Origin of the sequence: Vibrio crassostreae (assembly GCF_041439375.1) — a bacterium.
Lineage (GTDB): Bacteria > Pseudomonadota > Gammaproteobacteria > Enterobacterales > Vibrionaceae > Vibrio > Vibrio crassostreae_D.
Genome location: NZ_JBGONY010000006.1, coordinates 64370 through 83697, shown reverse-complemented (window position 1 = coordinate 83697; position 19328 = coordinate 64370). Strand labels below are relative to the sequence as shown.

Below are 19328 nucleotides of genomic sequence, written 5' to 3'. Positions count from 1 at the left end.
GATTCGCTATAGCTGACCCTATCTATCACATTATGCATTGCGTTTTTATGACTACGCTGCGAATGATAGACATAAAAAAACCGACTCCAGATGAGTCGGTTTTTTATTATTCTTTTCTCTCAATAGAGCAGCAGCTACTACGCCATGTAGTTAGCAGGCATCTCGATACGAGCTACGCCAGATTCAACAGCCGCTTCCGCAACTGCTCGTGCTACGCGAGGAAGTAGACGTGGGTCCATTGGCTTAGGAATGATGTAGCCTTTACCAAATTCCAGTGCGGTCTCACCCGCCGCTGCTAGTACTTCAGCTGGAACTGCTTCTTTCGCCAGTTCACGAATCGCTTTAACCGCCGCTAGCTTCATTTCGTCATTGATTTCGCTTGCACGCACATCTAATGCACCACGGAAAATGAATGGGAAACAAAGTACGTTGTTTACTTGGTTAGGGTAATCACTACGGCCTGTACCCATGATAAGGTCAGAACGAACTTCGTGTGCAAGCTCAGGTTTGATCTCTGGATCTGGGTTTGAACATGCAAACACAACTGGCTTATCAGCCATCAACGTTAGTGCTTCAGCAGGCAGTAGGTTAGGACCCGATACACCTAAGAACAGGTCAGCGCCTTCGATAACATCTTCAAGTGTGCGCTTATCCGTGTTGTTTGCGAATAGCTCTTTGTATTCGTTCAGATCATCACGACGAGTGTGAATCACGCCTTTACGGTCAAGCATGTAAATCTTCTCACGCTGAGCGCCACACTTAATCAGTAGTTCCATACATGCAACCGCTGCTGCGCCAGCACCTAAACAAACGATCTTACACTCTTCAAGTTTCTTACCTTGAAGTTCGATCGCGTTCAACATACCCGCTGCCGTTACAATCGCAGTACCGTGTTGGTCATCGTGGAATACCGGTACATCACAACGCTCAATCAGGCGACGTTCAATCTCAAAACAGTCTGGTGCTTTGATGTCTTCCAGGTTAATACCGCCGAATGTATCTGCGATATTCGCAACCGTATCAACGAACTCATCGATTGTGCGGTGTTTTACTTCAATATCGATAGAATCTAAACCAGCAAAACGCTTAAACAGTAGCGCTTTACCTTCCATTACAGGTTTAGAAGCAATAGGGCCAAGGTTACCTAGGCCAAGAATCGCTGTACCGTTAGAGATAACAGCAACCATGTTGCCCTTACCTGTGTACTTATAGACGTTATCAACGTTCTGTGCGATCTCGCGAACAGGCTCAGCCACACCTGGGCTGTATGCAAGTGCTAGGTCTTCTGCAGAGTTTGCAGGCTTCGTCAGTTCTACGGCAATTTTGCCAGGAATTGGGAACTCATGGTAATCAAGAGCTTGCTGACGGAATTGTTCTTGAGGCGATAACGATTTTTCAGATGATAACGCTTGAGAGGATTGAGCTTGGCTGCTGTCTTCAGACATAGGTGTAGGTTCCTAGGATATTATTATTTGGGGGATCTTGTTCATGTTAATGGATGTACTTCAAAGTTCCTAGGTGGTTGGAGCCTCTGTCTCATTAAAAAACGAGATTTCACTACTAATAAGACCAGTGAGCAGTTGAAATTACTGTCGCTTGTTGAACTTTCGAGCTGAATTTTGGTGAAGAGAGATACGCAAGGAATTGCCCTGCAATAGAAAGGTAGGCACCTTATCGTTGGGCGGGATTGAAGCTTGAATGAAAATCAGTGCTTTCTCAAATTTCAGGCAACAAAAAAGGACACCGAAGTGTCCTTTTTCATGTCTAAATAGCGAGAATTACTTCTTGCTAGAAAGAGCACCGAAACGCTTGTTGAAGCGATCAACACGGCCGCCAGTATCTACGATACGTTGCTTACCAGTGTAGAACGGGTGACATTTGTCACATACGTCTAGGTGGATAGATTCTTTTGCAAGAGTTGAGTTGAACTCAAATGTGTTGCCGCAAGAACAAGTTGCAGTAACTGCTTTGTATTCTGGGTGGATTCCAGCTTTCATGGGATAACCTCAAGTAGGCCGTGTCGCTATACGATTCTAAGCCGCACACCACACGTAGTTTAAAAAAGAAATAAAGACACCGCATCGACACAAAAGAGTGATGAAGCCATACCTTTAAGGCGCAGTATAGTAATGAATCTATAAGGCAGGATCAACTGATTTGATACATTTTTCACCAATTCTCTCTTTATTTCCTTTATCGGCCTGAGATTTCGAGCTGTCGTTGTCTGTATACGTTAACTCGCCGCCTTCATCCAAACTGCTTCTCGAATTTAACCGCCTTATCCTTTAGACTGTTCGCTCTCGTCAACTCAGATAAAGCCGTCCCTTTATGCGTCCAATGATTGCCCGCGTGGCACTGCCTGTTCCACTCGACAAGCAGTTCGATTACAAGATTCCTAGCCACCTATTTCCTATTATTGGTGGACGAGTCTCTGTGCCTTTTGGACGACAAACCTTAACCGGTATTGTAACGGCTCTGGTTAACGAATCTGAATTCGAGCTCGATAAGCTCAAACCCATTAAAGCCCTATTAGACAATCAGCCTGTTTGGCCGGAATCTGTCTATTCACTCTTAATGTGGTGCAGTCAATTTTATCAGTACCCTCTTGGCGAAACCTTTGCTAACGCCCTTCCGAGTGCTCTAAGAAAAGGCAAAGCCGCCGACTTTGCAACGCTGGTTGAGTGGCAGTTAACGCCATCAGGCAAAGACCAACTGATGCAAGGTTTTGGTCGCGCAGTCAAACAAGCCAAAGTGATGCACATGCTTGAGCAAGGCCCGGTTCCTCATCAAAAGTTCATTGATGAAGAAGTTGGCAGCGCCGTACTCAAGACACTAGAAGAGAAAGGCTGGATTGAATCGGTAGAGAAAAAGCCGAAGCGTCAGCCGTGGCCAGTTGATCTTGAAAACGACCAAGACAAACCTAAGCTCAATGCTGAACAAGCCATCGCGATTGCGACCGTAAATAGCCAAACCGACTTTGGTTGTTTCCTGTTAGAAGGCGTCACTGGCTCAGGTAAGACCGAGGTTTACCTGAATATGATTAAGCCGATTCTCGATCAAGGTAAACAAGCGTTAGTACTCGTGCCTGAGATTGGCCTCACCCCTCAAACGATTAACCGCTTTAAGCGACGCTTTAATGTGCCTGTTGAGGTTATCCACTCGGGTTTAAACGATTCTGAGCGACTGAATGCTTGGTTATCGGCACGCGATAAAATAGCGGGCATCGTGATTGGTACCCGTTCGGCTCTGTTCACGCCGTTTGCTGACCTAGGTATTATCATTGTCGATGAAGAACACGATGCCTCTTATAAACAGCAAGATAGCCTGCGCTACCACGCTCGTGATGTGGCGATCATGCGTGCGCACAAAGCGCAGATTCCAGTTGTGTTAGGCTCGGCGACTCCGGCCTTTGAGACGCTGCACAACGCTCAGATCGGCAAATACAGTTATCTCACCCTGACTTCACGTGCGGGTGTCGCACTGCCGACCACCAATAAGGTGTTGGACGTTAAAGGTGAATATCTAGAAAGTGGTTTGTCTGCGTCGTTAATTGCAGAGATGCAAAGACACCTCAAAGCTGGCAACCAAGTGATGCTATTCCTCAATCGCCGAGGTTTTTCTCCCGCATTGATGTGTCACGATTGTGGTTGGACAGCCGAGTGTAAACGTTGCGATGCTTACTACACCTATCACCAATACAGCAATGAGATGCGCTGCCACCACTGTGGTTCTCAGCAGCATATCGTGCACAATTGCCAAGGCTGTGGGTCTGCAAACTTAGTGACAGTGGGTGTAGGGACCGAGCAGTTAGAAGCTCAACTTGGTCAACTATTCCCTGAATACAAAACCATTCGTATTGACCGCGACAGCACCCGCCGTAAAGGCAGCTTAGAAAGCGCACTCGAGTCGATTCGTAAGGGTGAATTCCAAATTCTTATCGGCACGCAGATGCTTGCTAAGGGTCACCATTTCCCTGACGTGACACTTGTGGCGTTATTGGATGTGGATGGCTCTTTATATAGTAGTGACTTCCGTGCCTCTGAACGTCTTGCCCAGCTATTCATCCAAGTAGCGGGACGCGCAGGACGAGCAAGCAAACCCGGTGAAGTGATCTTACAGACTCACCACCCAGAACATGGGTTGTTGCAAGCCTTGCTACACAAAGACTATAACCACTTTGCTCAGACGGCGCTGGCAGAACGTAAGCAGGCAATGTTACCGCCCTATACCTTTATGACGCTGTTTAGAGCAGAAGCCAATGACACTCGCTTGGTGGAAGAGTTCTTGCGTCAGGTTCGTCACACATTGGAATCGCACCCGCTGTTTGACCAATATTGCATGGTGTTAGGGCCAACCCCGGCTCCGTTAGCAAAACGAGCGGGCAAATCGCGCTGGCAGTTAATCTTACAAACTCAGATGCGCTCGTTAATGCAGAAGCTATTGATGAGTGCCAAGCCAGCCATCAATATGTTACCTGCTGCGAAAAAAGTTCGTTGGTCACTCGACATAGAGCCGCAAGATCTGAGCTAAACCCCTTCGGGTTAAAACTAATGATAAGTTTGTTCACAAATATTTCATATTTCTCGTGAGCAAGTTCACACGAGTCATGTGATTTTTGTTAATCTAGCCGTAACTTTACACGGATTAAACGAATAAAATATTGCAATAAAAAAAGTGTTAGCAACACTTTCATAATATCTATTCGATTACATTTATTATTCACGCCTTAGATACTTAGGCGACAAAGGAACTTAAAAGAGGGTTTAATTTATGGCGACAATGAAGGATGTTGCCCAGCTAGCAGGCGTCTCAACAGCCACGGTATCACGTGCATTGATGAACCCTGAGAAAGTCTCAGTTTCGACTCGTAAACGAGTGGAAACAGCAGTACTTGAAGCTGGATACTCACCCAATACATTAGCTAGAAACTTACGTCGCAACGAATCAAAAACCATCATCACTATCGTTCCTGATATCTGTGACCCTTATTTCGCCGAGATCATTCGTGGTATCGAAGATGCCGCAGTAGAAAATGACTACCTTGTCTTACTGGGTGATAGCGGCCAACAAAAGAAGCGTGAGTCTTCGTTTGTTAACTTAGTTTTCACCAAACAAGCTGACGGTATGCTATTGCTTGGCACTGACCATCCATTTGATGTCAGTAAATCTGAACAAAAGAATTTACCACCAATGGTGATGGCGTGTGAGTTTGCCCCTGAGCTTGAACTGCCTACCGTACACATCGATAACCTGACCTCTGCATTTGAAGCGGTGAACTACTTAGCTCAGTTAGGTCATAAGCGTATCGCTCAAATATCAGGGCCAGTATCGGCAACGCTGTGTAAGTTCCGCCAACAAGGCTATCAACAAGCGCTGCGTCGCGCTGGAGTATCAATGAACCCTGCCTATAGCACCGTCGGCGACTTTACTTTTGAAGCCGGTGCTCAAGCGGTTCGTCAATTGTTGGCACTTCCTGAACAGCCTACAGCTATCTTCTGTCATAACGACGCGATGGCCATTGGCGCGATTCAAGAAGCGAAGAAGCTGGGCTTACGCGTTCCTCAAGACCTATCGATTGTCGGCTTTGATGACATCCAATTCGCTCAATACTGCGATCCTCCGCTAACCACCATTTCTCAACCTCGTTATGAGATTGGACGCCAAGCGATGTTGATGATGCTTGATCTACTGAAAGGCAACGATGTGCAAGCAGGTTCGCGTCTACTTGAAGCTAAATTAGTGGTTCGAGGCAGTACAGCACCACCTCGAATGTAACCTTCAAAAATACCCTTACAAATCTGCGGCACATTTTGATGTGCCGCTTCCATTTCTGCACTATTATCCTCGCGCAATCTGGATTACCATGAGGGCAGAATCAGCAACTATTGAAATGTCTTGTGGCTAATAGAGATTATGTAAAGCGCGGTCGTGGTACGAAAAAACCGACCAAAAAACAAGCCCCTCGCCGTAAACCTTGGCGCAGTGGTCTTTTGGCGATCCTCCTTGCCGGTGGTTTTGGTTACGGACTTTACCTATTGAGTAATGATCCTGAGCCGCCAGCACCTGCTCCTGTGGTAACCAAACCAAAACCTAAGCCAAAACCAGCGAAAGTGATTCCGCCGCCTCCTGAAGAGAAATGGGACTACGTTGAAACGCTGCCAAGCCGCGAAATCGAAGTGAAAGCCAAAGAGCAAGAGATCTCGAAGATCCCTTACATCATGCAGTGTGGCGCTTACAAAACCTCGTCGCAGGCAGAAGCTCGTAAGTTGGATATTGCCTTCCAAGGTATCTCGAGTGAGATCCGCAAGAAAGATGGCAGTAGCTGGTACCGTGTGGTTCTAGGTCCATACAAGTTGAAGCGTGACGCAGAGCGAGATCGCCATAAGCTGCAACGAGCGAAAATCGAACCTTGTGCTATTTGGAAAGACACCGAGTAATTTAGATTCAGCGGCAGTCTCGGTCTTAGTAAAAGCCGAAAACCAAACACTGAAAGCCTCCCACTGTGGAGGTTTTCTTTTATCCCCTCCCCTTTAACCAAATTTCCTTACAACTTCCGCCGATAAGTTTGCACGACATCACTCACCCTTCCTTGAATTATCCGAGCGCCATCCTCATATACTTTTTATACCCAAAGATAAGAAATATTAAGAGGCCCTACTCGTGACTACCATTGTATCTGTACGTCGTAATAATAAAGTCGTCATCGCGGGTGATGGACAAGTATCTCTAGGCAACACTGTAATGAAGGGCAATGCCCGTAAAGTACGTCGCCTATACAACAACAAAGTACTGGCAGGTTTTGCTGGCGGTACCGCTGATGCTTTCACGCTATTCGAAAAATTTGAAAGCAAGCTGCAAATGCACCAAGGTCACCTAACCAAAGCTGCCGTTGAGCTGGCGAAGGATTGGCGTAGCGACCGTGCTCTACGTAAGTTAGAAGCACTGTTAGCAGTAGCGGATGAGACCGCTTCACTGATCATCACAGGTAACGGTGACGTCGTTCAACCTGAGAACGACCTGATTGCGATCGGTTCGGGCGGTAACTTCGCTCAAGCAGCAGCTACTGCACTATTAGAAAATACTGATTTAGATGCGCGTGAAATCGCAGAAAAGTCGCTGAACATTGCGGGCGACATCTGTGTCTTCACCAACCATCACCACACTATTGAAGAACTAGAAAGCACCGTTGAGCTGCCAAAGCCAGAGTAACGACCGCTTCCATCAATAACGTTGTATTCAACAGTGATTAAAGAATTAAGGAAAAACCATGTCTGAGATGACTCCTCGCGAAATTGTTCACGAACTCAATCGCCACATTATCGGCCAAGACAACGCTAAGCGTTCAGTAGCTATCGCTCTGCGTAACCGCTGGCGTCGTATGCAGCTTGAAGAAAGCCTGCGTGTTGAAGTATCACCAAAGAACATCCTAATGATTGGCCCAACAGGTGTCGGTAAAACTGAAATTGCTCGCCGCCTAGCGAAATTAGCAAACGCGCCTTTCATCAAGGTAGAAGCGACTAAGTTCACCGAAGTTGGCTACGTTGGTAAAGAAGTTGAGACAATCATCCGTGATCTAACGGACGTTGCAATCAAGATGACACACCAACAAGCGATGGAAAAAGTACAGTACCGCGCTGAAGAACAAGCTGAAGAACGCATTCTTGATGCCCTTCTACCACCAGCACGTGATGCTTGGGGTCAGAACGAGCAATCAACAGAAGACACCACCTCTTCAAACACTCGCCAGATTTTCCGCAAGAAACTGCGTGAAGGTAAGCTAGACGACAAAGAGATCGAAGTTGATGTAGCCGCGCCGCAAATGGGCGTTGAAATCATGTCACCTCCAGGCATGGAAGAGATGACAAACCAGCTGCAAGGCATGTTCCAAAACCTAGCAGGCGACACCAAGAAAAAGCGTAAGATGAAAATCAAAGACGCATTCAAAGCACTGACGGAAGAAGAAGCTTCAAAGCTTGTGAACCAAGAAGAGCTAAAAGAGAACGCGATCTTCAACGCTGAAAACAACGGCATCGTATTCATCGATGAGATCGACAAAATCTGTAAGCGTGGCGACAGCTCAGGCCCAGACGTATCTCGCGAAGGTGTTCAGCGTGACCTACTGCCTCTTATCGAAGGCAGCACAGTATCAACCAAGCACGGCATGGTTAAAACTGACCACATCTTGTTTATCACATCAGGCGCATTCCAAGTGGCTAAGCCATCTGATCTGATCCCTGAGCTACAAGGTCGTCTACCAATCCGCGTAGAACTTGAAGCACTATCAGCGCATGACTTCAAACGCATCCTGACTGAACCAAAAGCATCTCTAACAGAGCAATACATTGCCCTAATGAAAACAGAAGATGTGAGCATTGAGTTCACTGAAGATGGCATCAACCAGATTGCGGACGCAGCATGGCGCGTAAACGAAACCACTGAGAACATCGGTGCGCGTCGTCTACACACGGTAATGGAGCGTCTAATGGATGAAATTTCATTCGAAGCAACAGACAAAGCTGGCAGCAAGCTTGTTATTGATGAAGCTTACGTAACGTCGAAACTTGGTGAGTTCGTAGAAGACGAAGACTTAAGTCGCTTCATCCTGTAGCACACCAAACTCCAACTTATTGCTCTATCTCAAAGAAATAGCAGCTAATAAGCGAATTCAAGGCCCACTTTCGAGTGGGCTTTTTATTACCCGAAAAATGGGCGTATACTCAAATCACAGTATGAAACGAAGACTTACAAAGAATTAGACCTACGATGAAACAATCTCTACTGATTTGGCTTGATGCCGCACGACCAAAAACTCTGCCTCTCGCACTTGTCTCTATTCTTACAGGAAGTAGTTTAGCGTTCGCCGGTGGTCAGTTTTCTTTATCAATAGCATTACTGGCTTTTTTAACCGCCACCCTATTACAGATTCTATCGAACCTCGCCAATGACTATGGCGACGCCATAAAAGGCACAGACAACGAAAACCGTCTGGGGCCTACACGTGCCATGCAATCTGGCGCGGTAACAGCGAAAACCATGAAGCAAGCGATCATCCTCAACATCGTGTTTACTATGGTCGCTGGGCTGATTCTTATTTTTCATGCCTTAACCTCGATTGAAAGTATCTTATCTTTCATTGCGTTAGGCATATTAGCCATTGTTGCTGCCATCGCTTACACCGTCGGTAACAAACCTTATGGCTATATTGGCCTTGGTGACTTATCGGTGTTTATCTTCTTCGGTTTGTTAGGTGTTTCAGGGACTTACTTCTTACACACTGGCCATGTTGAACCAAGCCTGTTTTTGCCTGCTTTAGGCTGCGGACTGATGGCGGTGGCGGTACTCAATATCAACAACATGCGTGATATCGAAAACGACAGCGAATGCGGTAAGCGCACCATGGCGGTTCGCCTAGGACAGCGCAAAGCCAAGCACTATCATTTTGCACTGCTTGGCCTCGCCCTTGCGTCTTTCGCTATCTACCTACTTATTCAAGACAAACCGGCCTGGATCAGTCTGCCGTTTTTACTGAGCATTATTATCGTTTATAAGCATGGTAAGGCTGTTTGGGAAACCGAAAAACCAGCACAGATCGCACCAATGATGCCTGTGATTGTGAAATGTTCATTGGTGACTAACCTATTGTTTGCAGGGGTTGTCGTAGCTCAAACTCTATTGAGTTAATTGAGACTAATCATTGCAAAGGGATCAAGCACCGATATACTCAAAGTAAGCTCATTGTTCAAAAGGTATACGAATGGAATACAACACTTCAGCACTGTGCGACATATATTTGGATCAAGTTGATGTCGTGGAGCCAATGTTCAGCAACTTCGGTGGACGTGCATCCTTCGCAGGACAGATCACGACATTAAAGTGTTTTGAAGATAACGCTTTAATTCGCTCCGTATTAGAACAAGATGGTCTAGGGCGTGTACTGTTAATCGATGGTGGCGGATCACTACGCAAAGCGCTGATCGATGCTGAAATTGCCTTACTTGCCGAAGACAATGAGTGGGAAGGGATTGTAGTTTACGGCTGCGTTCGTGAAGTCGATGAGCTTGAAGACATGAACCTCGGCATCCAAGCCTTGGCTTCTATCCCTGTAGGTGCGAGCCAAGAGGGTGTCGGTGAGTTAGACGTTCCTGTGAACTTTGGCAGCGTGACCTTCTTACCCGAAGATTACCTCTACGCAGACAACACCGGCATCATTCTTTCAGCAGAACCTTTGGACGTAGAACTCGATCTGGATGTTGAAGAAGAAGAGGTCGAGTAATTCACTCAGCTTTGAATAATAAAACAAAGATTAAGAACAAACAAAAACGCCCGCTACTGAGTAGCGGGCGTTTTTTTAAACCTGAAGAGTCGATTACTCTACTTCATCCATTTTACCAAGAAGGTTACGGATGCGATCTTGCCATGCTGAATGCTCTTCCTGCATTTGCTGAGTTTTTTGCTCTAGCTCGTGACGGCTTGCTTTAAGCTCACCAGCTTCTGTTGCTAGTGCTTGTTTCTCTTCTTTAAGCTCTTCCACTTCCATTTGAAGAAGTGCAATTGTATCTACTGCTGTTTGAATTTTTGCTTCTAGCTGCTCTAGTACTTCAAAAGACATTCTGGCCTACCTTTAAGTTATCCGTTTGATGGTGAAGGTTCACTCCACTTATTTCCCCATTCTACTCAGCAGAGCAAGGATAAACACTCAATATATTCGATATTTTGCGCCATTCGATGAAAAAAACAGCGCTTTTTACCGAATATTGACGTGAATGATTATCGCCACAACGGCAAACCGATTATTTTGATGAATAATAACTGTTTTCCACTGCGAATTGATCGAGAGCAATCTCCAAAAAACAAAAAGGCAAACGTTTCCTTTTGGATATGGTAAAATTCGCCGCGAAATTTCTATTCCCCCTTTGAAAATTTTGGAGTCCGCATGAAACGCGATTTAGCAATGTCATTCTCTCGTGTCACAGAAGGTGCAGCACTAGCTGGTTACAAGTGGCTTGGCCGTGGCGATAAAAACGCTGCAGATGGCGCTGCTGTAGAAGTAATGCGTAGCCTATTAAACAAAACCGAAATTAGCGGCGAGATTGTTATCGGCGAAGGTGAAATCGATGATGCACCTATGCTGTACATCGGCGAAAACGTAGGTGTAGGCGGCGACGCTGTCGACATCGCAGTTGATCCAATTGAAGGGACACGCATGACAGCTATGGGCCAATCAAATGCATTGGCTGTATTGGCTGCAGGCGAAAAAGGCAGCTTCCTTAAAGCGCCTGATATGTACATGGAGAAGTTGGTTGTAGGCCCAGGTGCTAAAGGCGTGATTGACCTAGAACTACCACTAACAGAAAACCTAGAAAACATTGCGAAAGCACTAGGTAAAACACTCGATACTCTAGTCGTAACCACACTGGCAAAGCCTCGTCACGATCAAGTCATCGCCGACATGCAAGCTATGGGCGTTCGTGTATTCGCTGTGCCAGACGGTGATGTTGCGGCTTCTATCTTAACGTGTATGCCAGACAGCGAAGTGGACGTCATGTACTGCATCGGCGGCGCACCTGAAGGTGTGGTTTCTGCCGCGGTAATTCGCGCACTTGATGGTGATATGCACGGTCGTCTTCTACCTCGTCACGAAGTGAAAGGCGACACAGCAGAAAACCGTAAGCACGGTGAACTTGAACTTGAGCGCTGCGCAGAAATGGGCGTAACGGCGGGTATCGTGTTGAAGATGGAAGACATGGCACGCAGCGACAACGTTGTATTCTCAGCAACGGGCATCACTAAGGGTGACCTGCTAGAAGGCATTTCTCGTCAAGGCAATATCGCCACAACAGAAACGCTACTTATCCGTGGCCGCTGCCGCACGATTCGCCGCATCAAATCAATCCACTACTTAGAGCGTAAAGATCCAGAAGTGGTTGGTCACATCCTGTAATCCACCTCCGATTCACAGCGAATAGACAATAGCCTGAAGAGTGCAAACGCCTCTTCGGCTAATACAAAAATCCCCATAAACTGAGTTAGTGGGGATTTTTTAACAAATAGCGATTAGATTTTTTGGATCATATCGACATCAATCTGAGTCGTCGTCCACTCAGAGTCAACCTCACCGCGGATAGTCACTGTATCTTGTGGCGAGACCTCTTGTCCCATCCAGCTCTCATGATCGATCTCCACTTCAATCTCACCACTCGCGTCTTTAAACAAGTAGAGCTCACCTCCTAGAGATTGCACAATATGGCCAGTTAGCACCACAAAACTATCATCTGCCGCGCTCTTAGCTTGTTCAACATTACTCACCGCCGGAGCGCTCGGGCCATTAAACGCAGCCATTGTCGAACTCGACATCAGAGCAAGTGTCATAGTGAAAAGTAGTTTGTTCATAATGATGATTCCCTAGCGTTAAAAGTAGTAAGTCGAACTAACATTCAGTGAAGCGGTATTAGCATAGCTATCCAGTTGGTACTTGGCGTTAGCACCCACAGTGAAACCAGCAGTGATTTCGTATTCCGCACCAATCGAAACCATAGCGCCAAGCTCATCATTTTTTTCTGAACGATGGGAAAGTGTGTTATTCAGTTCGACATCATCGTTGACCACAAGCTCGAACTCTTCTGACTTACGTACCGAAGACTCATATTGTGTGTAAGTCACGCCCGCCTTAATTTTCGTTGTCCATTTGTCGTTAACGGCATAGCTAAACACCGGCGCAAGCGTGATTTGTTTGGCTTTGATTGAAGAGTCCCACTCCATTTCGTGCTGATACATCTGGCCTTCAATATCAACAATACCCATATTTTTTGAACGCTCATCATCAAGTTCAAATTGGCTGTAACCCAACTCAATCGCCCATGATTCATTGATAGAGTAACCAACGAAGCCACCTAAAATACCGTCTTCTAGTTCAGGGTTAAGGTTCACACCGTCAGCGTGAAAAGACGTTTCAAAATCGTGGTCTGTCGAACCAAATCCGTATTCCAAACCAACATAAGGCGCAGCTGCAACTGAAAATGAGTTTAGGGCAAGGGCTACTAGGATTGTTTTTTTCACTGTATTTCTACCTCTTTATTTCGATAGAGGCATTATCTGAAAACGCTCGTGAAGTGATCGTGAAGAAAAAGAAAATTCTCAGATATTTATAAACACAGCGTAGAGAAAATGACAAAATAGTAAATGGTTTGCTTTATAAACACCTTGCCTCATAATAGTAAGGTTCATGAGGTAGGGATAGTATGAAAACAAGCGACAAAATCTTACAGACCATTAAGCGTCAAGGCGCAGTAACGGCCAAACAGCTATCAGAAGAGTTTGGCATGACGACAATGGGTGCAAGGCAACATCTGCAAAGCCTGGAAGATGACGGCATTCTCGCGTTTCATGACGTCAAAGTGAAAGTCGGTCGTCCGACTCGTCACTGGTCTCTTACTCAGCACGGCCATAGTCAGTTTTCAGACCGTCATGGTGAACTTACGATTCAAGTCATTGATGCCGTAGAGAATCTATTCGGAAAAGAAGGCTTAGCTAAAGTCGCTGCCGAGCGTGAACAGCACACCTTAAAACAGTATCAAACTGCGCTGTCTGATTGCGACTCACTCATCAGCAAACTTAAAAAACTCACCCAACTTCGTGAAAACGAAGGCTACATGGCAGAACTTCAAGAGCATGACGATCACTACATCTTGATCGAGAACCACTGCCCTATCTGCAAGGCTGCGACTCGTTGTCCTAGCCTGTGCCAATCTGAGCTCAATGTGTTTACTGAGTTACTCAAAGATGAGTGTCATGTGAGCCGTACAGAGCACATCATTGCTGGCGAGCGACGCTGTACTTATACCTTAACACCCACGCTTTGATCATCACGGTAAGCGGTTAATGATGTCTCAATATTGAGAAAATATAAATAGATTAAAATTTGTACAAATTTCTTTCTTAAGCTTATAGCATATGAAACACGCTTAATGCTAAGGAAGGAATCATGGCATATCCGCAACCCGCTCAAAAACTGCCACCCTTTGATGAACTGGTCCAACTCGCAAAAAGCGATCCTAAAGCATTCAACCAATTCAAACACGAGATGTGCGAGCAGATGATCTGCTCCGCTTCTGAAAGTATGCAAGGCAGACTTCGAGCTCAGCAAAGCCATCTCGATTTAGTCGTCAGCCGTTGTAAAAACCCTCACCACGTCAATGTAGTGCTAATGCAAGAGCTACGCTGTCAGGTTTGCAAGTTCCAAGACGCAATCCAAGGACGCTGTACCTTAGAAGAGCCTCAGCCTGAAAATGTGGTTCCATTCAGACCTAACACTGAACCAAAAATGTATTAGATCTGACATTTCCAGAAAACAAAAAAGGGAGCCTGATGCTCCCTTTATATTAACTGCTGAAAACTCTTATACTGGATCTTCACCGTAATCGTTGCGGCCTTCTGTACCTTTCAACAAACCACATTCAATCAAAATCCATAAACCACACACTAATGCTGCAACCGTTGCCACCATGTGCATTGGTGATACCGAGTCCGCCGATGTTGCCGCGACAGGCGAAGCTAAACGCCCTAATACTAGCGGTACATTCAGTAGTAACCAGTAGTTAGACTTGTTACGGTCATGCCAACGCTTAGCGGTCACCGCTAAGTCTGGGATTACGAGTAGCAACAAGAAGATTGGCAGTAAAATATAGGAGTAGGCAGGAAACAGTACCGAAATCCCAGACGCAAAACCGGTGATCGCGACATAGTAGAAAATGTTCCACATCCAGTAAGTCTTACGACCAATTCTCCCTTTGAAAGAGAGCAGTAAATCTTTCATCGACATCTAAAAATACTCAAAAATTAATACACTACCAAAAAGTTAGCAGCAAATACTTTATTACACGAATCAGTTAATCACTTTCTGAAAACAACTTTTGTCCATATCGCGAATATTAACCGTTAGGCTTCGAACATGACTCGCTTGTTCTTGCAGGATCTGCATTAACGATCGTGACAATTCTCGCTTTTGCTCTTCCGTTCGTCCCGAAAGTAACTCAAAGCTGATATGAATAAAGTCTACACTATCTTCCTCATCACCGACCAACCAATTATGGCAACGCAGTGAACGAGACTTCACTGACGGCACATCAAACAAGCCACATGTGAGAGCGACTTGATGGAGATCTTCCAGTAAGCCTTGGATATTTACTCGCTCATCCACTGAATTGGAGTACTCAAGAACTAGATTCGGCATTGTTACTTCCTGTTGTTAACGCAATCGTTTGTCCCTTAATAGCAACTAACGGTGAAAAATCCGAGAAGTTAGCTATTATTCTGTCTGCCGGATCACTGATATATGCTCAAAATCTACTCTGACCATTGAGTAAGATCCAAGAAAGTCATGACCACAGTCATGATCTGTTGATATTATTCTGTTATATTATTTCGTAATAAAGTTTACTTTTTTACATTCGATTTATTTAAATACTTTGGAGATATTCCTATGCGTCATCCTGTAGTTATGGGTAACTGGAAACTAAACGGCAGCAAAGAAATGGTTGTTGAACTACTAAACGGTCTTAACGCTGAACTTGAAGGCGTAACAGGCGTAGACGTAGCAGTTGCTCCACCAGCACTTTTCGTTGATCTTGCTGAGCGTACGCTTACTGAAGCTGGTAGCGCGATCATCCTAGGTGCTCAAAACTCTGACCTAAACAACAGCGGTGCATTCACTGGCGACATGTCTCCAGCAATGCTTAAAGAGTTCGGCGCATCTCACATCATCATCGGTCACTCTGAGCGTCGTGAATACCACAACGAATCAGACGAGTTCGTAGCTAAGAAATTCGCATTCCTAAAAGAAAACGGCCTAACTCCAGTTCTTTGTATCGGTGAATCTGAAGCACAAAACGAAGCAGGCGAAACTGTTGCAGTATGTGCTCGTCAACTTGACGCTGTTATCAACACTCAAGGTGTTGAAGCTCTTGAAGGCGCTATCATCGCTTACGAACCAATCTGGGCTATCGGTACTGGTAAAGCAGCTACAGCTGAAGATGCACAACGCATCCACGCTCAAATCCGTGCACACATCGCAGAGAAATCTGAAGAAGTTGCTAAGAAAGTTGTTATCCAATACGGCGGTTCTGTTAAGCCAGAAAACGCAGCAGCTTACTTCGCACAACCAGACATCGACGGTGCTCTAGTTGGCGGTGCAGCTCTAGACGCGAAAAGCTTCGCAGCTATCGCTAAAGCAGCAGCTGAAGCAAAAGCTTAATTTAAACGTCACCGTTTAGATTAGATGAAAGGTCAACTTAGGTTGGCCTTTTTTATTGCCTGTAGTTTTTGAAACCTCAAACGGCAGGCACAAAAAAACCGCTGATAAATCAGCGGTTTTTAAATATTTTCAAGCGAACGCTAAGCGTGGCTTAGAACAACTCTTCTGCAACGCGGAATAGCTCAGAACGGTCTGGGTTCTGCATGTTCTCGATACAATCGATAATGTCGTGGTGAACAAGTTCTTCTTTCTCGATACCAACACAACGACCACCGTGGCCTTCTTGAAGAAGGTGAACAGCGTAGTTACCCATGCGAGAAGCCAGTACACGGTCAAATGCAGTAGGACGACCACCACGTTGGATGTGACCAAGAACCGTTGCACGAGTTTCACGACCAGTTGAAGATTCGATCTCTTTAGCCAGTTCGTTCGCATCCATCATTAGCTCAGTTAGAGCGATGATTGCGTGCTTCTTACCTTTAGCAATACCATCTTGGATGTTGCTGATAAGCTGTTCTTTATCTAGGCCAGTCTCTGGAGTAATGATGTACTCACAACCACCCGCGATTGCTGACATAAGCGTAAGGTCACCACAGTGACGGCCCATGATTTCAACAATAGAAATACGTTGGTGAGAAGAAGACGTGTCACGTAGACGGTCAATTGAATCGATAACAGTGTTAAGCGCTGTTAGGTAGCCGATTGTGTAGTCAGTACCCGCGATATCGTTATCGATTGTGCCTGGAAGACCGATACATGGGTAACCCATTTCAGTCAGTTTCTTAGCACCCATGTAAGAGCCGTCACCACCGATAACAACTAGTGCTTCGATACCGTGCTTCTTAAGGTTCTCGATGCCTTTCTCACGAACAGCGACGTCTTTGAACTCAGGGAAACGTGCAGAACCTAAGAAAGTACCACCACGGTTGATTACGTCAGATACGCTTGAACGGTCAAGCTTTTCGATACGATCTTCAACAAGGCCTTGGTAGCCATCGTAAATGCCGTAAACTTCAATGCCAACTGATAGTGCAGTACGAACTACGCCGCGAACTGCTGCGTTCATGCCTGGAGCGTCACCACCACTGGTCAAAACACCGATCTTCTTAATCATGCTCACCCTCGATTTTTGGGAATCTATTATTCAATTCTTTTGCTTGCTGACTGTATATCAACAAGATTTTAAATCTGTATTTGTGCTTTATGTTACATTTCCTCAAAGGGAATAGCACTTAAATCGCGTAAATTTATGTAACATTTCTACTTCTGTAAGAGTATTACAGTTTTACTCAATAACTTTGTTGATTCACATCAGAATCAACATTAATTGTTATCAGCTGTATTTTGTCTCACCAAAGAGCTAGCAATTTTTACTCACTTTAGTTCAAAAGCCACTCACTTACCATTTGCTACCCATTTTTTAGCACGCTTACCATGAGTGGGATTTCTGCTGCTTCTCTGGTCCAAATACGACCGAGTATGGATCTTGATGAATTAATACATCAGCATCAGGGAAAACAGAGATAAGCTTGTCTTCTACTTCGTCAGAAATGCGGTGCGCTTCAATAAGTGGGATATTATCTTCGAGTTCTAAATGTAATTGAATGAACCGAACAGGCCCTGAACGGCGCGTTCTTAGTTGATGCACACCCAATACCCCTTCCACACTCAACGATGTCTCTTTAATTAGCTTGAGCTCTTCATCAGGCAACTTCCTATCAAGCAGAGATTGAATCGCCTCCATCGCCATTTGATAAGCGCTGTAAAGAATGTAGATACCGATACCAATCGCGAATACTGAGTCTGCTTGACCGATGCCAAACCAACTAAGTGCCAATGCCAGCATGATCGCCGCATTCATATAAAGATCAGACTGATAATGAAGAGAATCGGCAGCTATCGCCTGGCTACCTGTTTGGCTCACAACGTACTTTTGGAATCGAACCAAACCAAAGGTCATTACAATCGCGAACAAGCTGACATAAATACCAACTTCTGGAGAATTCAGCTCATGTGGTCGGAAGAAACGCTCTATACCATTAAGAATAAGGAAACAAGCGGAACCAGAAATAAACATCGCTTGTGCTAATGCGGCAAGAGATTCAGCCTTACCATGGCCAAAGGTATGCTCTTTATCAGCGGGTTGCAGAGAGTAGCGAACAACGACGAGGTTGACTACAGAAGCAGCGATATCCAACAGTGAATCAACAACAGAAGCTAATAAACTGACTGAACCTGTCACCCACCACGCTGCAACCTTCACAACCAATAATATGGTAGCAATGATGGTGGCTGCCCAAGCGGCGAGCGTAACTAAACGTGCATATTTTTGTTTCATAAATTGGCTATAAAGTGACTGATAGCACAAAGTATAACCCGCAAACAACCGATTGAATATGACAGCCATGATGTAAAATATTCATTTTTAAGGATCAAAAAAAGCGGCACACAGCCGCTTCTTTGCAAACACCTTCATTCAACTAGGTTTTTCAAACCATGAATTACTGATTTTTGTTCATATGCTTTTCCATTTTGTCCGCGCACTTCGCCATGCGCTCTTGCTGGATTTCTTTCAGTTGAGTCTTTTGCTCAGGTGTTAGTACGCTCATCATTTGATGTTGTTTCTTAAGCATTGCTACGCGACGCTCAGTTTGCTTCTCAACCATTTGGCTTGCTAGGTCGTTTGCTGCCGCTTCGTCAAAGTTGTCTGCAAGTACCAATGCTTGAACTTTCTCGTGATGCGCTTTCATTTGCGCCATCTTGTCAGCTTTATTGCCTGAATGTTTTGCTTTCATCTCAGCGCGATTCGCTTCACGCATCTCTTTTAGTTCTGCTTTTTGAGCATCCGTTAGGTCTAGCTGACGCATCACTTTCTTATCGAAGCCGCCACATTTGCCGTGCATACCTTTGTGGTCGCCTTTATCACCACCACCGTAAGCATACGCGCTTGCTGTACCAAAGATAAGTGGAAGTACCGCAGCTGCTAGTACAAGTTTCTTAGTCATTTTCATAATTGTTGCCTCAATTCGGTATAATAAGTCATGTGTTGCGTCTGTTTCTCAGCGCTTGAATATAGATT

Annotated in this window: 21 protein-coding genes; 11 read left to right on the top strand and 10 right to left on the bottom strand. The window is 45.3% G+C overall.

Annotation, left to right across the window (positions count from 1 at the left end; genetic code table 11):
* Positions 1-137 precede the first annotated feature (137 nt).
* Together ACED45_RS04680 and rpmE are read right to left on the bottom strand one after the other, a co-directional pair.
* Positions 138-1445: a malic enzyme-like NAD(P)-binding protein gene (locus ACED45_RS04680; protein WP_371713391.1), complete on the bottom strand. Its 1308-nt coding sequence runs from the start codon at positions 1443-1445 to the stop codon at positions 138-140.
* Between the two features lie 333 nt (positions 1446-1778).
* Positions 1779-1997 (bottom strand): 50S ribosomal protein L31, encoded by a 219-nt coding sequence (gene rpmE, locus ACED45_RS04675; RefSeq protein WP_004737142.1) that lies wholly within the window; start codon positions 1995-1997, stop codon positions 1779-1781.
* A 331-nt stretch (positions 1998-2328) separates the two neighbouring features.
* On the opposite strand from rpmE, the gene priA reads away from it, so the two are divergent.
* The 7 genes from priA to rraA all read left to right on the top strand — a co-directional run bounded on the left by priA (position 2329) and on the right by rraA (position 10273).
* Positions 2329-4530, top strand: a complete 2202-nt coding sequence (priA, locus tag ACED45_RS04670) for a primosomal protein N' (RefSeq protein ID WP_371713390.1) — start codon at positions 2329-2331, stop codon at positions 4528-4530.
* A gap of 240 nt (positions 4531-4770) precedes the next feature.
* Positions 4771-5775, top strand: a complete 1005-nt coding sequence (gene cytR, locus ACED45_RS04665; RefSeq protein WP_048659182.1) for a DNA-binding transcriptional regulator CytR — start codon at positions 4771-4773, stop codon at positions 5773-5775.
* Between the two features lie 122 nt (positions 5776-5897).
* Complete coding sequence (locus ACED45_RS04660; RefSeq protein WP_029405385.1) at positions 5898-6437, top strand: SPOR domain-containing protein; 540 nt, start codon at positions 5898-5900, stop codon at positions 6435-6437.
* A 223-nt stretch (positions 6438-6660) separates the two neighbouring features.
* Positions 6661-7209: an ATP-dependent protease subunit HslV gene (hslV, locus tag ACED45_RS04655; RefSeq protein WP_004729692.1), complete on the top strand. Its 549-nt coding sequence runs from the start codon at positions 6661-6663 to the stop codon at positions 7207-7209.
* Positions 7210-7267: 58 nt separating this feature from the next.
* The gene (gene hslU, locus ACED45_RS04650) at positions 7268-8608 is read left to right on the top strand and encodes an HslU--HslV peptidase ATPase subunit (protein WP_048605412.1); all 1341 of its coding nucleotides are present in this window, start codon (positions 7268-7270) and stop codon (positions 8606-8608) included.
* Between the two features lie 155 nt (positions 8609-8763).
* The gene (locus tag ACED45_RS04645) at positions 8764-9681 is read left to right on the top strand and encodes a 1,4-dihydroxy-2-naphthoate polyprenyltransferase (RefSeq protein ID WP_371713389.1); all 918 of its coding nucleotides are present in this window, start codon (positions 8764-8766) and stop codon (positions 9679-9681) included.
* Between the two features lie 73 nt (positions 9682-9754).
* Positions 9755-10273: a ribonuclease E activity regulator RraA gene (gene rraA, locus ACED45_RS04640; RefSeq protein ID WP_017071322.1), complete on the top strand. Its 519-nt coding sequence runs from the start codon at positions 9755-9757 to the stop codon at positions 10271-10273.
* Between the two features lie 93 nt (positions 10274-10366).
* Here rraA and zapB read toward each other — a convergent pair whose 3' ends face one another.
* On the bottom strand, positions 10367-10609 hold the full coding sequence (gene zapB / locus ACED45_RS04635; protein ID WP_008219652.1) for a cell division protein ZapB: 243 nt from the start codon (positions 10607-10609) through the stop codon (positions 10367-10369).
* 324 nt (positions 10610-10933) lie between these two features.
* Here zapB and glpX point away from each other — a divergent pair, with 324 nt between their 5' ends.
* Complete coding sequence (gene glpX / locus ACED45_RS04630; RefSeq protein WP_210443034.1) at positions 10934-11941, top strand: class II fructose-bisphosphatase; 1008 nt, start codon at positions 10934-10936, stop codon at positions 11939-11941.
* A 113-nt stretch (positions 11942-12054) separates the two neighbouring features.
* On the opposite strand, the gene ACED45_RS04625 is transcribed toward glpX, so the two are convergent.
* Both ACED45_RS04625 and ACED45_RS04620 read right to left on the bottom strand, forming a co-directional pair.
* A complete protein-coding gene (locus ACED45_RS04625; RefSeq protein ID WP_371713388.1) occupies positions 12055-12390 on the bottom strand; it encodes a NirD/YgiW/YdeI family stress tolerance protein in 336 nt (111 codons plus the stop codon).
* Between the two features lie 18 nt (positions 12391-12408).
* Entirely contained in the window at positions 12409-13056 is a 648-nt protein-coding gene (locus tag ACED45_RS04620; RefSeq protein ID WP_371713387.1) for an AcfA family outer membrane beta-barrel protein, read from the bottom strand.
* A 182-nt stretch (positions 13057-13238) separates the two neighbouring features.
* On the opposite strand from ACED45_RS04620, the gene ACED45_RS04615 reads away from it, so the two are divergent.
* Together ACED45_RS04615 and ACED45_RS04610 are read left to right on the top strand one after the other, a co-directional pair.
* The gene (locus ACED45_RS04615; protein WP_371713386.1) at positions 13239-13859 is read left to right on the top strand and encodes a helix-turn-helix transcriptional regulator; all 621 of its coding nucleotides are present in this window, start codon (positions 13239-13241) and stop codon (positions 13857-13859) included.
* 122 nt (positions 13860-13981) lie between these two features.
* Positions 13982-14329, top strand: a complete 348-nt coding sequence (locus ACED45_RS04610) for a DUF3135 domain-containing protein (protein ID WP_371713385.1) — start codon at positions 13982-13984, stop codon at positions 14327-14329.
* 66 nt (positions 14330-14395) lie between these two features.
* On the opposite strand, the gene ACED45_RS04605 is transcribed toward ACED45_RS04610, so the two are convergent.
* Both ACED45_RS04605 and ACED45_RS04600 read right to left on the bottom strand, forming a co-directional pair.
* Complete coding sequence (locus ACED45_RS04605; protein ID WP_008219645.1) at positions 14396-14818, bottom strand: DUF805 domain-containing protein; 423 nt, start codon at positions 14816-14818, stop codon at positions 14396-14398.
* A gap of 63 nt (positions 14819-14881) precedes the next feature.
* Entirely contained in the window at positions 14882-15229 is a 348-nt protein-coding gene (locus ACED45_RS04600; RefSeq protein ID WP_017061157.1) for a 5-carboxymethyl-2-hydroxymuconate Delta-isomerase, read from the bottom strand.
* Positions 15230-15478: 249 nt separating this feature from the next.
* On the opposite strand from ACED45_RS04600, the gene tpiA reads away from it, so the two are divergent.
* Positions 15479-16249: a triose-phosphate isomerase gene (gene tpiA / locus ACED45_RS04595; protein WP_146492416.1), complete on the top strand. Its 771-nt coding sequence runs from the start codon at positions 15479-15481 to the stop codon at positions 16247-16249.
* 151 nt (positions 16250-16400) lie between these two features.
* Here the strand turns inward: tpiA and pfkA are convergent, their stop codons facing one another.
* The 3 genes from pfkA to ACED45_RS04580 form a co-directional block, all read right to left on the bottom strand.
* Complete coding sequence (pfkA, locus tag ACED45_RS04590) at positions 16401-17363, bottom strand: 6-phosphofructokinase (RefSeq protein ID WP_017061160.1); 963 nt, start codon at positions 17361-17363, stop codon at positions 16401-16403.
* A gap of 315 nt (positions 17364-17678) precedes the next feature.
* Positions 17679-18587: a CDF family cation-efflux transporter FieF gene (fieF, locus tag ACED45_RS04585; protein ID WP_210446822.1), complete on the bottom strand. Its 909-nt coding sequence runs from the start codon at positions 18585-18587 to the stop codon at positions 17679-17681.
* A gap of 163 nt (positions 18588-18750) precedes the next feature.
* Positions 18751-19260, bottom strand: coding sequence for a CpxP family protein (locus ACED45_RS04580; RefSeq protein WP_371713384.1), 510 nt, complete (start codon positions 19258-19260; stop codon positions 18751-18753).
* Positions 19261-19328 lie beyond the last annotated feature (68 nt).

Bases quoted from the DNA above. Each gene is read 5' to 3' on its own strand.
- ACED45_RS04680 (WP_371713391.1), bottom strand. From the start codon at position 1,445: ATGTCTGAAGACAGCAGCCAAGCTCAATCCTCTCAAGCGTTATCATCT.
- rpmE (WP_004737142.1), bottom strand. From the start codon at position 1,997: ATGAAAGCTGGAATCCACCCAGAATACAAAGCAGTTACTGCAACTTGT.
- priA (WP_371713390.1), top strand. From the start codon at position 2,329: ATGCGTCCAATGATTGCCCGCGTGGCACTGCCTGTTCCACTCGACAAG.
- cytR (WP_048659182.1), top strand. From the start codon at position 4,771: ATGGCGACAATGAAGGATGTTGCCCAGCTAGCAGGCGTCTCAACAGCC.
- hslU (WP_048605412.1), top strand. From the start codon at position 7,268: ATGTCTGAGATGACTCCTCGCGAAATTGTTCACGAACTCAATCGCCAC.
- ACED45_RS04645 (WP_371713389.1), top strand. From the start codon at position 8,764: ATGAAACAATCTCTACTGATTTGGCTTGATGCCGCACGACCAAAAACT.
- rraA (WP_017071322.1), top strand. From the start codon at position 9,755: ATGGAATACAACACTTCAGCACTGTGCGACATATATTTGGATCAAGTT.
- zapB (WP_008219652.1), bottom strand. From the start codon at position 10,609: ATGTCTTTTGAAGTACTAGAGCAGCTAGAAGCAAAAATTCAAACAGCA.
- glpX (WP_210443034.1), top strand. From the start codon at position 10,934: ATGAAACGCGATTTAGCAATGTCATTCTCTCGTGTCACAGAAGGTGCA.
- ACED45_RS04625 (WP_371713388.1), bottom strand. From the start codon at position 12,390: ATGAACAAACTACTTTTCACTATGACACTTGCTCTGATGTCGAGTTCG.
- ACED45_RS04615 (WP_371713386.1), top strand. From the start codon at position 13,239: ATGAAAACAAGCGACAAAATCTTACAGACCATTAAGCGTCAAGGCGCA.
- ACED45_RS04610 (WP_371713385.1), top strand. From the start codon at position 13,982: ATGGCATATCCGCAACCCGCTCAAAAACTGCCACCCTTTGATGAACTG.
- ACED45_RS04605 (WP_008219645.1), bottom strand. From the start codon at position 14,818: ATGTCGATGAAAGATTTACTGCTCTCTTTCAAAGGGAGAATTGGTCGT.
- ACED45_RS04600 (WP_017061157.1), bottom strand. From the start codon at position 15,229: ATGCCGAATCTAGTTCTTGAGTACTCCAATTCAGTGGATGAGCGAGTA.
- tpiA (WP_146492416.1), top strand. From the start codon at position 15,479: ATGCGTCATCCTGTAGTTATGGGTAACTGGAAACTAAACGGCAGCAAA.
- pfkA (WP_017061160.1), bottom strand. From the start codon at position 17,363: ATGATTAAGAAGATCGGTGTTTTGACCAGTGGTGGTGACGCTCCAGGC.
- fieF (WP_210446822.1), bottom strand. From the start codon at position 18,587: ATGAAACAAAAATATGCACGTTTAGTTACGCTCGCCGCTTGGGCAGCC.
- ACED45_RS04580 (WP_371713384.1), bottom strand. From the start codon at position 19,260: ATGAAAATGACTAAGAAACTTGTACTAGCAGCTGCGGTACTTCCACTT.